The 12,862-nt window shown below is 64.6% G+C and carries 12 protein-coding genes; 3 read left to right on the top strand and 9 right to left on the bottom strand.

Annotation, left to right across the window (positions count from 1 at the left end):
* Positions 1-165: 165 nt before the first annotated feature.
* Complete coding sequence (locus FJ548_RS20815) at positions 166-852, top strand: isochorismatase family cysteine hydrolase (protein ID WP_140778832.1); 687 nt, start codon at positions 166-168, stop codon at positions 850-852.
* A gap of 142 nt (positions 853-994) precedes the next feature.
* Here the strand turns inward: FJ548_RS20815 and FJ548_RS20810 are convergent, their stop codons facing one another.
* Positions 995-1,150 (bottom strand): hypothetical protein, encoded by a 156-nt coding sequence (locus tag FJ548_RS20810; RefSeq protein ID WP_140778831.1) that lies wholly within the window; start codon positions 1,148-1,150, stop codon positions 995-997.
* A 284-nt stretch (positions 1,151-1,434) separates the two neighbouring features.
* Between FJ548_RS20810 and FJ548_RS20805 the strand changes: the two genes are divergently transcribed.
* Positions 1,435-2,202 (top strand): SDR family oxidoreductase, encoded by a 768-nt coding sequence (locus FJ548_RS20805; RefSeq protein WP_140778830.1) that lies wholly within the window; start codon positions 1,435-1,437, stop codon positions 2,200-2,202.
* 215 nt (positions 2,203-2,417) lie between these two features.
* Here FJ548_RS20805 and FJ548_RS20800 read toward each other — a convergent pair whose 3' ends face one another.
* The 7 genes from FJ548_RS20800 to FJ548_RS20765 form a co-directional block, all read right to left on the bottom strand.
* Positions 2,418-3,362 carry an ABC transporter permease gene (locus FJ548_RS20800; RefSeq protein WP_140613452.1) on the bottom strand — a complete coding sequence of 315 codons (945 nt, stop codon included), beginning with the start codon at positions 3,360-3,362 and terminating at the stop codon, positions 2,418-2,420.
* Positions 3,362-4,414 (bottom strand): ABC transporter permease, encoded by a 1,053-nt coding sequence (locus tag FJ548_RS20795; protein ID WP_140778829.1) that lies wholly within the window; start codon positions 4,412-4,414, stop codon positions 3,362-3,364. The genes FJ548_RS20800 and FJ548_RS20795 overlap by 1 nt, the downstream gene beginning before the upstream one ends.
* Before the next feature lie 290 nt (positions 4,415-4,704).
* On the bottom strand, positions 4,705-6,216 hold the full coding sequence (locus FJ548_RS20785; protein WP_140778828.1) for an ABC transporter ATP-binding protein: 1,512 nt from the start codon (positions 6,214-6,216) through the stop codon (positions 4,705-4,707).
* 176 nt (positions 6,217-6,392) lie between these two features.
* Positions 6,393-7,424 carry a BMP family protein gene (locus tag FJ548_RS20780; protein WP_140778827.1) on the bottom strand — a complete coding sequence of 344 codons (1,032 nt, stop codon included), beginning with the start codon at positions 7,422-7,424 and terminating at the stop codon, positions 6,393-6,395.
* 154 nt (positions 7,425-7,578) lie between these two features.
* Positions 7,579-8,784, bottom strand: coding sequence for a 3-oxoadipyl-CoA thiolase (pcaF, locus tag FJ548_RS20775; protein WP_140778853.1), 1,206 nt, complete (start codon positions 8,782-8,784; stop codon positions 7,579-7,581).
* A gap of 1 nt (position 8,785) precedes the next feature.
* Positions 8,786-9,580 carry a CoA-transferase subunit beta gene (locus FJ548_RS20770; protein WP_140778826.1) on the bottom strand — a complete coding sequence of 265 codons (795 nt, stop codon included), beginning with the start codon at positions 9,578-9,580 and terminating at the stop codon, positions 8,786-8,788.
* Positions 9,577-10,434: a CoA transferase subunit A gene (locus FJ548_RS20765; protein WP_140767382.1), complete on the bottom strand. Its 858-nt coding sequence runs from the start codon at positions 10,432-10,434 to the stop codon at positions 9,577-9,579. Before FJ548_RS20765 ends, FJ548_RS20770 begins: the two co-directional genes overlap by 4 nt.
* 121 nt (positions 10,435-10,555) lie before the next feature.
* On the opposite strand from FJ548_RS20765, the gene FJ548_RS20760 reads away from it, so the two are divergent.
* Positions 10,556-11,326 carry an IclR family transcriptional regulator C-terminal domain-containing protein gene (locus tag FJ548_RS20760; protein WP_140697193.1) on the top strand — a complete coding sequence of 257 codons (771 nt, stop codon included), beginning with the start codon at positions 10,556-10,558 and terminating at the stop codon, positions 11,324-11,326.
* A 237-nt stretch (positions 11,327-11,563) separates the two neighbouring features.
* Here the strand turns inward: FJ548_RS20760 and FJ548_RS20750 are convergent, their stop codons facing one another.
* Complete coding sequence (locus FJ548_RS20750; protein WP_181168861.1) at positions 11,564-12,862, bottom strand: FAD-binding oxidoreductase; 1,299 nt, start codon at positions 12,860-12,862, stop codon at positions 11,564-11,566.

Genomic DNA, 12,862 nt, shown 5'->3' with positions numbered 1-12,862 from the left:
CGTTTGATGGAATCGTTGACCCGCTCTAACTCCTTGCTTTTAGCACTCCCGGACCTCGTCGTTCACACCGAGGACCGATCCGCGGCACGCCCGCCGGGCGCCCACATTGCGCCTCGTCGCCTTGACGCGGAATCGCTAGAGTGGCTCGACAGCAGGGAGCTCCGGATGATCAAGGCAAAGCCCTTCGACTACCCCTATGACGGCAGGCTGGTGCCGGAAAACACGGCTTTGGTTGTCATCGACCTGCAGCAGGATTTTCTATCGACGACGGGCTACTTCGCCAGAAAGGGCTATGACCCCTCGCCGCTGAGGGCGATCCTGCCCACCGTGAACCGGCTGATCGCCGCCGCGCGCAAAGCCGGTGTCGCGATCATCCACACAAGGCAGGGCTATCGTGCCGACATGGCCGACATGACGGCCTACGAGAAATGGCGCCGCAAACGCGCCGGCCTCGACGGCACCGACGTGCTGCTGCGCTCGGGCCAGGGTTTCCAGATCGTCCCCGAAATCGATGTCGACCCGCACGACATCATCGTCGACAAGACCTGCAACAGCGCCTTCACCTATACGGATTTCGAGCTTGTGCTGCGCGCGCAGGGTATCACGCATCTGATGTTTTCCGGCTGCACGACCGATGTCTGCGTCCACACCACGCTGCGCGAGGCCTGCGATCGCAATTTTCAGTGCCTGACGATTTCGGACGCCTGCGCCAGCGGCGACCAGAAGGCTCATGAGGCAGCGCTGCACATGGTGACGGTCGAGGATGGCGTCTTCGGCACCCTGGCCGATTCCGCTGCCGTCATTGATGGCCTGTCACGGCTTGGCGACAGGCGTGAGCCGACAGACGATTGACGCGATCGGCATTGCCATTTCCTCCATTTCTGGACTCACGGGATGCGGTGATCACCGGTCGCGCGAAGGCAGACCGGAATCCGGTTCATCGACTGCGAATGCATGGAAGCGCCGGGCCGCTAAACCCAGGTGATTAAAACGTTCAGGGAATGAAGCCCAGGACAACGGCCCCGGTGAACACGAACGCAAGGGCAAAGACGAAATAGGCAAAGGCACCGGCATAGGCCGGGCGGAAGGTCTGGGCATTGGCCAGCCTCTGGCCGCTGCTGTCGGTCTGAGCGTTCTGGATATAGGACATATCGACCTCCGTCTCGTCAATTAATCTATAAAACTTGTAGACTTTGTCGAGTGCTATTTTCGGGCACGCTGCAGAATAATTTTCTCACATTCGGCCGAAAATTGACGACGGTTTGCTTATTGGCGCTGTCTGGAGGGCCCGCGGCGTGGGTTGTGGGCGCCGCAACGCCAGCCTCTGGACCTGTCCCCTGTCCCTGCAGACCCAATTCGCGCATTGGCCGCTCCGCGCATCAGGGATAGCATCGAACAACAAGACGTCATCCAACGGGATATGGGAGTGGAAAAATGGGCGCGAGACTTGCCGGTAAGGTCGCCATCGTTTCAGGCGGCGCGACGGGAATGGGCGGAGCGGCTTCAGAGCTGTTCGCCGCCGAGGGCGCCAAGGTGGCGATCATCGACCGCAACGGCGAAGCGGCAGCGGCGACGGCGGCGGCGATCCGGGCGCGCGGTCATGTCGCCGAGCATTTTGTCGCCGACGTCTCTGACGAAGCGCAAGTCGAGACGGCGGTGAAAGGGGCGACGGAAAAACTCGGCCCGGTCACCGTGCTGTTCAACCATGCCGGCACCATCGTCATAAAGCCGTTCCTGGAGACGACGCTTCAGGAATGGGACTGGCTGCATGCCGTCAATGTGCGCTCGATGTTCCTGATGACGCGCGCCGTGCTGCCCGGCATGATCGCGGCGGGCGGCGGCTCGATCGTCTGCACCTCGTCGATCTCGGCGGTGGCGGCGACGCCGAACGAAGTGCTCTACGACACCACCAAGGGCGCCTGCCACATGTTCGCGCGCGCCATCGCCGTCGAGTTCCGCGACCGCAACATCCGCTGCAACGCGGTCTGCCCCGGTTTCATCCGCACGCCGCACGGCCTGCGCGAGGTCGCCGATCTTGGCAAGCTCGGTGTCGATGTCTCGGACGCAGCTCTTGCCGCGCAACAGGGGCGCATCGGCGAGCCGGAAGAGGTGGCGAAGGCAGCACTTTACCTAGCCAGCGACGAATCCAGCTTCGTCAACGGCGCGCATCTGTTCGTCGATAACGGCTTTACGGCGATGTGATGCTTTTCCTCGCCCCCACGGGAGTGGGGGGAGAAGTGGCTCGGGCGAAGCCCGAGACGGGGCGGGGGATGCCCTGCGTGAAGCCAGAACCGACTGAGAAGCTGGCGCAAGGCGCGGCCCTGAAAAAGCGACCATTCGACAGTCAGCGCAGCCCCTCTCCGACCGCTTCGCGGCCACCTCTCCCCGTTTTGTGGGGCGAGGAACCTAAGCCTGCGTTACCGCTCCTCTCGCCGAAAAGGCTTGAGCAACGCCGAGGGAGCGACAGCATTGCGCGACATGAAAGCCATGGCGACGATGGTGAAGATGAAGGGCAGCATCAGGAACGCTTCGTAGGGAATGTGCCCAAGGCCGCTCGCCTGCATGCGCAACTGCAAGGCATCGACAAAGGCGAACAACAGCGCCGCACCCGCCGAGCGCCATGGATCCCAGCGGCCGAACACGACCAGCGCGATCGCCACCCAGCCGCGCCCGGAGACGACGCCGAAAGTGAAGGCGTTGAACTGCGCCATCGACAGGAAGGCGCCGGCCAAACCCATCAAGGCGCCACCGAGGATCACCGCCTGGAAGCGCGTGGCGATCACGCTGACGCCGGCGGAATCGGCGGCACGCGGGTTCTCGCCGACCATGCGCACGGACAGGCCCCAAGGTGTGCGGTAGAGGATGAAGGCCGCCAGCGGGATGGCCAGGATGGCCATGTAGACCAGCGCGAACTGGTTGAACACCGCCGGCCCGAGCACCGGAATGTCGGACAGCACCGGGATCGGCAGAGTCTGAAAACCCATGATGCTCGGCGGGACCGATTGCTGCCCGAAGATCAGCCGGTAGAGAAAATAGGCGAGCCCCGAACTGAACAGGGTCACGCCGATGCCGCAGACATGCTGGCTGAGGCCGAGCGCCACGGTGAACAGCGCATGCAGCGCGCCCATCAGCATGCCGGTCAGCACTGCCACCAGGACACCCAGCCACAGGCTGCCGCTGAGGCTGGTGGCCGTGAAGCCGGTCATCGCGCAGAGCAGCATGATGCCTTCGATGCCGAGATTGAGCACGCCGGCCCGTTCGGAGAACATCTCGCCAAGCGTGGCAAAGGCCAGCGGCGTGGCGATGCGGATGATGGCCGCCAGGAAGCCGACCTGAAAAATCTGTTCCAGCACCACGCTCATCAGGCTGCTCCGACGCGGCGGATGCGGTAGGCGGTGAACAGCAGCGCCACCAGCATGGCGAGCAACGCTGTGCCCTGGATGACATCGCTGAGGAAGGCCGGAACACCGGTCGCCCGCGACATCGCCTCGGCCCCGGTCATCACGGCGGCCAGGAAGATCGCCGCCGGCACGACGCCGAGCGGGTTGAGCCGCGCCAGCATGGCGACGACGATGCCGGAGTAGCCGTAGCCCGGCGAGATGTCGCTCATCACCTGGAAATGCACGCCGCCGACCTCGCCGACGCCGGCGAGCCCCGCCAATGCGCCGGAGAGCAGCGCCGTCGAGAGCAGCACGCGCTGGACATTGATGCCTCCATAGCGTGCTGCCTCCGGGTTTTCGCCGGTGACCCTGATTCTGAACCCCAGCGTAGTGCGCACGATCAGGAACCAGATCAACGGCGCCGCGACCAGCGCCACGACAACGCCGAGATGCAGCCGCGTGCCTTCGATCAGCACCGGAAAATTTGCCGAATCCTCGATCGGCGGCGAGATCGGATAGCCGCTGAAGCTGTCCTTCCACGGCCCCTCGATCAGCGCCATCAGCGCGTAATAGATGACCGAGTTGAGCAGCAATGAGCTGACGACGTCATCGACCTTGAATTTGACCCGCAACGTCGCCGGGATGAGCGCGACGGCGGCGCCGGCCGCGGCGCCGGCGATCGCCATCAACAGCATGGCGAGCGGACCCGGCATCGGGATCGCGCCGACAAAGCAGCTGGCCACCGCGCCGGCGAGCAACTGCCCCTCGGCCCCGATGTTCCAGAATTTGGCCCGGAAGGCGACGGCCACCGCCAGACCGGTGAAGATCATCGGCGCGGCGCGCACCAGCGTTTCGGTGATGGCGTAGCTGTCGCCGAGCGAGGCCGTGAACATCACGCCGTAGGATTCGAGCACGCCAGCCCCGGCAAGCGCGATGAGGCCGCTGCACAGGATGAGCGTGGCGGCGATCGCCAACAGCGGCAGCGCCAGGTTGAACCAGGCGGGCGTCGAGGTGCGGACTTCGAGGCGGAACATCAAATATGGCCCTCCGCCCGCCAGGCACTGGCGCCGCCCCTCATCCGCCTGCCGGCACCTTCTCCCCGTAGAGGGACGGGGAGAAGGGAGTTGGCCGCATCCCGGGCACCTGTCCTGCAACGTTGGTGAGTGGCGAAAGCGGCGATGAAGGCGCCCCTCTCACCGTCACTATACGGGGAGAGGATGCCGGCAGGCAGGTGAGGGGCGGCGCTGACGTTGAGCCTCAAGCGATCACCTAGGACGAAGTCATTTGGGCAATCTGCGAAGGATTGACGAAGCAAACCCATGCGCTACGCCCTCCCCTCCGCGCCGGTCATCAAGAGACCGAGCCGGGCGATGCTCGCCTCCGCGCTGTCCAGCGTGCCGACGATGCGGCCCTCATACATCACCGCGATGCGGTCGCAGAGTACGAGCAATTCTTCCAGATCCTCGCCTATGACGACGATGCCGCAGCCCTTGGCCCGCATGTCCAGGAACTTTTCATGGATGAAGCGGGCAGCGCCGATGTCGAGGCCGCGTGTCGGCTGCGAGACAACAAGCACTTTCGGATCGAAGGCAAGCTCTCGCGCCAGCAGCGCCTTCTGGAGGTTGCCGCCGGACAGCGCTCCGGCGCGGGTCATCGGCCCGGGGCAGCGTATGTCATAGGCCTTGATCTGCGCTTCGGCGAAGGCGCGGATCGCGTCCGGCTTGAGCAGGCCCTTGCTGCTGAACGCTGATGTGCCGATGCGCGGCAGCACCATGGAATCGGCCAGCGGCAGGTTGGTGACCAGGCCGGTTGTCATGCGATCTTCCGGGATGCGGCCGAGACCGAGTGCCTGCACCTCGCGCGGGGTGAAGCGCGCCACTTGTTTGCCGGCTATGGTCATCCGCCCGGCCTCGGGCGAAATCATACCGGAGATCACCTCCGCCAGCGCCCGCTGGCCATTGCCGGAGACGCCGGCGATGCCGAGGATTTCGCCAGTGCGGACGGCAAGCGATACGCCGCGCAGCACCGTGCCCGAATGCTTCGAGGTGGAGATGCCGTCGAGGGTGAGCACCGGTTCGCCCGGCGTCCATGATCCCCTCGCCGGCGGCACGATCTCATGGCCGCACATCAATTGCGCGATTGCCGCGGACGTCGTGTTGGCCGGATCGTCGACGCGGCCGGCGACGCGGCCATGCCGCAGCACCGTGCAGCGATGCGTGAGCGCCCGCACCTCGTTGAGCTTGTGCGAGATGAAGATGATGCCGAGCCCCTGTGCCGCCATCGAGCGCAACGCTGAAAACAACCCGTCGACCTCGCTCGGCGCCAGCACGGCGGTTGGCTCGTCGAGAATCAGGAGCTTGGCGCCGCGAAACAGCGCCTTGACGATTTCCAGCCGCTGCTGCTCGCCAACCGACAGCGCCGAGACCGGCACGTCGGGATCGAGCGTCAGCCCATGCCGCCGGCCGATCTCGGCCAGCCGCGCCAGCCCGCCGGCGCGGTCGATCCGCCCCGACTTGCCGGGAATGCCGATGAGCAGGTTCTCCAGCACCGTCAGCCGTGGCGCAAGGTGAAAATGCTGGTGCACCATGCCGATGCCCGCGGCCAGCGCGTCCGCCGAACTGGTGATCCGCACCGGCTGGCCTTGGATCAGTATCTCGCCGGCATCGGGCGCATAGGCACCGAACAGCACATTCATCAGCGTCGTCTTGCCGGCGCCGTTCTCGCCCAGCAGCCCAAGGATCTCGCCCGGCGCGACGCTGAGGTCGACAGCCTCGTTCGCCTTCACCGCGCCGAAGCTCTTGGTGATGCCGCGCATTTCGATGAGTGGGGCAGGCAAGGGTTTCTTCCGTTGAAATGGCTTGGCGTGGCTCTTCACCCTCCCCCTTGTGGGGAGGGTCGGTTTGCGATCGCAGTGTAGCGAAGATCGCGAGACGGGGTGGGGTGCGCCCTACGAGACCCCCACCCCGATCCGCTTCGCGGATCGACCCTCCCCACAAGGGGGAGGGTGAAATATCAATCCGAAACCGGCGTGTTCTCGTCCACATCGACGCGAAAATTGCCTTCCAGGATCTCGGCCTTCTTCTTCTCGACCAGATCCTTGACGTCGGCGGGCAGCGTTTTGTCGAATTTGTGGAAAGGCGCCAGATACGAGCCGCCCTTGGCCATGCGCGAGAAATCGCCATAATCCTGCGCCGTATAGACTCCGGCCTTGACCAGTTTGATCGCCTGCTCGACCGTCGGGTACATGTCCCAGACCGGGCCGGTGATGACCGTATCGGGACCGAGGCTCGACTGGTCGGACATGTTGGAGATGGCGAATACCTTCTTCTCCACCGCCGCCTCAATGACGCCGAACCGTTCGGCATAGATGACATCGGCGCCGGCATCGATCTGTGCGACCGCCGCCTCCTTGGCTTTCGGCGGATCGAAGAAGGAGCCGATGAAGGCGACCTTCTTCTTGACGTTCGGATTGACCTCCTTGGCGCCGGCGAAGAAGGCGTTGACCAGCCGGTTCACCTCCGGAATGCCCATCGCCGCGACGGCGCCGACCGTACCCGACTTCGACATCTTGCCGGCGATCATGCCTGAGAGATAGGCCGGCTCATGGATCCAGTTGTCGAACACACCGAAATTGGGCTCGGCAGGGCCTGCGCCGGAGCCGAACAGGAAGGCCGTCTTTGGGAACTGCTTGGCGGTGCGGCGCGATTCGCGCTCGGCGGCGAAGGCATCGCCCAGCACCAGTTCGTATCCGCCTTGCGCATATTCGCGCATGACGCGGCTGAAATCGGCGGTCTGCACCTTCTCCGACCATTTGTATTCGATGCCCAGTTCCTTCTCGGCCTTCTGCAGGGCGACATGGATCTGGTTGTCCCATGGCTCCTCGATGGGCGTGGCGAAGATCGCCGCCACTTTCAACTTCTTGTCCTTGGCGAAGGCCGCGCCCGGCAGCATCGCCGCCGCCAGGCCAAGCGCGCCCAGTTCCAGCACGTTGCGCCGCGACAGCCCGTCGCGTGCCGATTGAGATTTATTCTTCCGGTTTTCCATTGCAGTCCCCTCTGTTCGACAGCCGTGTCGAGCCGACTGTTCTAAAAATCAGACGGGGAACTATGGAACGGGTCCGTACTTTTGTCCACATGGTCAAATTTGACGGACCCGATCCAGGCACTCTGCTGCTGGCCGGGCCGGGAAATGTGGCCGATCAGACCCGTTCGAGCGCGATGGCGATGCCCTGGCCGACGCCGATGCACATGGTGGCGAGTGCATAGCGCCCGCCACGCTCGCGAAGCTCCAGCGCCGCGGTGCCGGATATGCGGGCGCCCGACATCCCAAGCGGATGGCCGAGCGCGATGGCGCCGCCATTCGGGTTGACGTGCCCGGCGTCCTCGGCGATGCCGAGTTGGCGCAGCACGGCGATGCCTTGCGAGGCAAAGGCTTCGTTGAGTTCGATGACATCGAACTGTTGTGGCGTCAGGCCGAGCCGCGCGCAGAGTTTCTGCGTCGCCGGCGCCGGACCGATGCCCATGATGCGCGGCGCGACGCCGGCGGCGGCGCCGCCGAGGATGCGGGCGATCGGCGTCAGGCCGTATTTCTTCGCCGCCGCTTCCGAGGCAACGATCAATGCCGCGGCCCCGTCATTGACACCCGACGCGTTGCCGGCCGTCACCGTGCCGCCTTGCCGGAACGGTGTCGGCAATTTCGCCAGCGCCTCGATTGTTGTTCCGGCTCGGGGATGCTCGTCTTTCGAGACGACAATCGCATCGCCCTTGCGCTGCGGGATTGTCACGGGCGTGATTTCCCTGGCCAGCCGGCCATTGGCCTGCGCGGCGACGGCCTTGTCCTGGCTGCGCACAGCGAAGGCATCCTGATCGGCGCGCGAGACGGCAAAATCCTCGGCGACGTTCTCGCCCGTCTCGGGCATCGAATCGACGCCATACTGCTTCTTCATCAGCGGATTGACGAAGCGCCAGCCGATGGTGGTGTCGTAAATCTCGGCATTGCGCGAGAACGCCGCGTCGGCCTTGGGCATGACGAAGGGCGCGCGGCTCATGGATTCGACGCCGCCGGCGATCATCAATTCCGCCTCGCCGGCCTTGATGGCGCGCGCCGCGATGGTCAGCGCATCCATGCCGGAACCGCACAGGCGATTGACGGTCGAACCCGGGATTTCCTTGGGCAGCCCAGCCAAAAGCAGCGCCATGCGCGCCACGTTGCGGTTGTCCTCGCCAGCCTGATTGGCGCAGCCATAGACGACGTCGTCGACCGCTTGCCAGTCAATGCCCGGATAGCGCTCGAGCAAAGCCTTCAGCGGTATCGCGCCGAGATCGTCGGCACGCACCGATGACAGCGAGCCGCCGAAACGGCCGATCGGCGTGCGGATATAGTCGCAGATATAGGCCTCGGCCATGTCATGCAGCCTTTGCTTTTCCGGTTCCCTCATGCGCCGCCTTGGTGCGGGCCTGCAGGTCGCGCAACGTGTTGAGTTCGAGATCGCTTGGCGCCGGCGTCTCGTCAAGCGCCTCGGCGAACCTGACGACCCAGCCACAGGTCTCCTGCACCTGCTGGCGTGTGACGCCGGGATGCAGCGACACGACCGTGAATTCCTTGGTCACCGGGTCTGGTTTCCAGATCGCAAGGTCGGTGATCAGCAAAGTGGGCCCGGCCGTCTCGATGCCGAGCCGCTGGCGATGATCACCGCCCTCGCCGTGGCCGAAGGAGGTGAAGAAGTCGATCTTTTCGACCATTCCACGCCTTGTCTGCGCCATGGTGATGTAGATCTCCTTCGACGAGGTCGCGATCTCCGGCGCGCCGCCGCCGCCGGGAAGCCGGGTCTTGGGGTGGAAATAGTCGCCGATGACCGTGGTGTTGATGTTGCCGAACTTGTCGAGTTGGGCAGCCCCGAGGAAACCGATCGAGATGCGGCCACCCTGGAGCCAGTAGCGGAACATTTCCGGCACCGCGACGGTGGTGACCGCGGTTTCGGACAGTTCGCCGTCGCCGATCGACAGCGGCAGCACGTCAGGCGCGGTGCCGATCGTGCCGCTTTCATAGATCAGCGTGATGTCGGGTGCATGCGTCAGCCTCGCCACGTTGCAAGCGGCGGAGGGCGCACCGATGCCGACGAAACAGACATCGTCGTTCTTCAACGCGCGGCTGGCTGCGATCGTCATCATCTCGTTGGGAGTGAAACCCCGTTCGCTCATGCCGCTTTCCTCAAATGTTCGACGCGGGCCGCGAAATCACCGGCGCTCTTGCCGATGACGTTCGCCTGCATCCACGCCTGGAACTTGCCACGGTCAGCGGCGATCTCGTCCCATTCGAGATAGGCGGCATTGTCGCGCGCATAATAGCCATGCGCGTAGGAGGGGTGCGATCCACCGGGTACGACCGAGATCGCCGCGATCGTCCAGCGCGGCAGCACAGTCAGATTGGGGTGCAGATCGTCGAAATTGTCGACCACTTCCTCCACCGTCACCACCGCGCGCCTGGCCGCCAGCACAGCCTCCTTCTGGATGCCGATGATGCCTTCAACCAGAACATTGCCTTTGCGGTCGGCCTTCTGCGCATGGATGAAGGTGACGTCGGGCCGGATCGACGGCACCGCTGCCAGCACCTCGCCAGTGAACGGACAGGTGACTGACTTGATGTTCGGATTGACATTGGCCAGTCCGGCGCCGCGATAGCCGCGGAACACCGCGCAGGGCAGGCCGGCCGCCCCTGCCTCATAGGCGTTGGCCATGCCGGCATGGCTGTGCTCCTCGATCTCGATCGACCTGGGGAAGCCGTTCTCGATCGAATCGCGGGCACGCCGCAGCAGGCCGACGCCGGGGTTGCCGATATAGGAGAAGATGATTTTCTTCGCCATGCCCATGCCGATCATCTGGTCGTAGATCAGGTCCGGCGTCATGCGGATCAGGGTCAGGTCGCGAAACCCCTGGCGGATCGCCTCATGCGCCGCCGCCGTCGGGATCAGATGGGTGAAGCCTTCGAAGGCGACGGAATCACCATTATTGAGGTTCTCGGCCACCGCCTTTTTGAGCGGCAGGAACTTGACCATCGCCAGGGCTCCAATCCCGAAAGTTCGCATTGAGAACATATGTATTGTATGTGATACTTTCTAGGCTGACCGGAGCCCCGAGTCAATCCGGGCGGACGGCAGCCTTTGGTATGGAGGTCAGATGGACGAAGGGGCTGCTTCGCGTGATCACGTCGGCTCGCTTGAACGCGGCCTCGCCGTCATGGAGATCCTCGCCCGCCACCCTTCGGGCATGACGCTGACCGAAATGGCGGAGGAAGCCGGCCTGACCCGGGCTGGCGCCAGGCGATTCCTGCTGACCTTGGTCGCGACCGGCTATGCCACACAGGCTGGCCGCGTGTTTTCGCTGTCGCCACGTCTGCTGACGGTTGCGCGCACCTGGCTCGGCGGCGCCTCGCTGTGGAGCTTCGCGGCCCCCATCATGCGCGCGGTGGCGGCGCAGCTGAACGAAGCCTGTTCGGCGGCGATCCTCTCGGGCGAGGATGTCGTCTACGTCGCCCGTATTCCTGGCCGCCGCATCCTCAGCGTCTCGCTGGATGTCGGCACCAGGCTGCCGGCCTATTGCACCTCGATGGGGCGCATGCTGCTCGCCGGGCTGACATCTGAAGAATTGGACACCTTTCTCAGCCGCGCGGCGATCGAGAGAAGAACGGCCAAGACGATCATCGACAGGCCCCTGCTGGCGAAGGCCATCGCCAAAGCGAGGAAGGACGGCTTCGCCATCGTCGACGAGGAGTTGGAACTCGGCCTGCGCTCCATCGCCGTGCCGATCCGCGACCGCTCGGGAAACACGGTCGCGGCCATCAATGTGTCGACACAGTCGGCGCGGTTCTCGGTTGCCGAGATGGAACGGGAAATCCTGCCCGCGCTGCTTGGGGCCAGGCAGCGCATCGAGGATTTCTTTGTGGTTTAGGAAAGTCTTGTTGACCTTCCCAACATCGGCGGGACAGCGCCCCCCACTGCCCTGCCGGGCATCTCCCCCACTTGGGGGGAGATCGGACGTCAAGCCGGCTTTCGCCAATCTCCAACGTCGCAGGAGAAGGCGAATCGATGAAACTGCCAATCTCCCTCCTTGTGGGGGAGATGTCCGGCAGGACAGCGGGGGGGCTGTCCCGCCGACCTCTCCTCAAAATGGCGACGCTAAGCGACCTCAGTGCTTGATCCTATCCCGCATCGCGTACCACAACATCCCGAGCACATAGAGCGGGCCGCGCAGCGCCGTACCACCCGGGAACGGCATCGGCGTGAGCGTCGAGAACAGGTCAAGCCGCGAGGCGTCGCCGGTGATCGCTTCGGCGAGCAGCTTGCCCGACAGCGTCGACAGGATGACGCCCTTCCCGGAATAGCCATGCGCGAAATAGACCTCGCCATAGTGCCCGACATGCGGCAGGCGCGATGTCGTCACCGACACCAGCCCGCCCCAGGCATGATCGATGCGGCAGCCCTTGAGCTGCGGGAAGGTGCCTTCCATGTGCGGCCGCACGAAGCCGGCAATGTCGGCCGGCGGCGACGGCGTGTAGCGCTCGCCGCCGCCGAACAGCAGACGGCCATCCGCCGACATGCGGTGATAGTTGACGACGAAGCGCGTGTCGGACACCGCGACGTTGGCCGGGATGACGTTGCGCTTGCCTTCCAGCGGCTCGGTGGCGACGATGTAGTTTCCGACCGGCATGATGCGGCTGTTGACGCGCGGCTCCAGCCCGTGAAGCAAGGCGTCGCCCGCCAGCACGACATGTTTTGCGCGTACCGATCCCTTTGCTGTCGAGACCCGTATGGAAGGCTCGCGCTCCAGCCGCGTGGCCACCGAATTCTCGTGGATGGTGACACCGGCTGCGACCGCCGCGCGGGCGAGGCCCAACGTGTAATTCAAGGGATGCATGTGGCCGCCAAGCGGCTCGTACATCGCGCCATGATAGGGCGTGTCGACCTTGGCCCGGGCTTCCGCCGCCGACAATATCTCGACGTCGCGGAATTTCATCACGCTTTCGAGGCAGCTGGCCTCCTCCTCCAGATCCCTGAGGTCGGAGCCGTTGACCGCGCCGACCAGATGACCGGTCAGCCTGAGGTCGCAATCGATGGCGTTGCGCTCGATGATGTCGAGCACCAGCCCACGCGCCTCGAAAGCGAGGTCGAACAGCACCTTCGCCCGCTCGGGCCCGTAGAGTTTGACCAGGCCCTTGGCGCCCTTGCGCAGGCCGGGGATCATCTGGCCGCCATTGCGCCCCGACGCCCCCCAGCCGATCTTGCCGCCTTCGAGCAGCATCACTTTCAGGCCGCGCTCGGCGGCGTGAAGGGCGGCGGACAGGCCGGTGCAGCCGCCGCCGACGACGACCAGGTCGGCGTCGACATCGCCCACGAGCGCTGCATGATCCGGCGCCGGATTGGCGGTGGCGACATAGTAGGATTTGCCGATATCGAGACCGGAATTGAAACCCGTCGAAGATGCCAT

The sequence above is a fragment of the Mesorhizobium sp. B2-4-17 genome (assembly GCF_006441275.1).
Lineage (GTDB): Bacteria > Pseudomonadota > Alphaproteobacteria > Rhizobiales > Rhizobiaceae > Mesorhizobium.
This window is presented reverse-complemented; position numbering and strand designations above follow the sequence as displayed.

Bases quoted from the DNA above. Each gene is read 5' to 3' on its own strand.
- FJ548_RS20815 (WP_140778832.1), top strand. From the start codon at position 166: ATGATCAAGGCAAAGCCCTTCGACTACCCCTATGACGGCAGGCTGGTG.
- FJ548_RS20810 (WP_140778831.1), bottom strand. From the start codon at position 1,150: ATGTCCTATATCCAGAACGCTCAGACCGACAGCAGCGGCCAGAGGCTG.
- FJ548_RS20805 (WP_140778830.1), top strand. From the start codon at position 1,435: ATGGGCGCGAGACTTGCCGGTAAGGTCGCCATCGTTTCAGGCGGCGCG.
- FJ548_RS20800 (WP_140613452.1), bottom strand. From the start codon at position 3,362: ATGAGCGTGGTGCTGGAACAGATTTTTCAGGTCGGCTTCCTGGCGGCC.
- FJ548_RS20795 (WP_140778829.1), bottom strand. From the start codon at position 4,414: ATGTTCCGCCTCGAAGTCCGCACCTCGACGCCCGCCTGGTTCAACCTG.
- FJ548_RS20780 (WP_140778827.1), bottom strand. From the start codon at position 7,424: ATGGAAAACCGGAAGAATAAATCTCAATCGGCACGCGACGGGCTGTCG.
- pcaF (WP_140778853.1), bottom strand. From the start codon at position 8,784: ATGGCCGAGGCCTATATCTGCGACTATATCCGCACGCCGATCGGCCGT.
- FJ548_RS20770 (WP_140778826.1), bottom strand. From the start codon at position 9,580: ATGAGCGAACGGGGTTTCACTCCCAACGAGATGATGACGATCGCAGCC.
- FJ548_RS20765 (WP_140767382.1), bottom strand. From the start codon at position 10,434: ATGGTCAAGTTCCTGCCGCTCAAAAAGGCGGTGGCCGAGAACCTCAAT.
- FJ548_RS20760 (WP_140697193.1), top strand. From the start codon at position 10,556: ATGGACGAAGGGGCTGCTTCGCGTGATCACGTCGGCTCGCTTGAACGC.
- FJ548_RS20750 (WP_181168861.1), bottom strand. From the start codon at position 12,862: ATGGCATCTTCGACGGGTTTCAATTCCGGTCTCGATATCGGCAAATCC.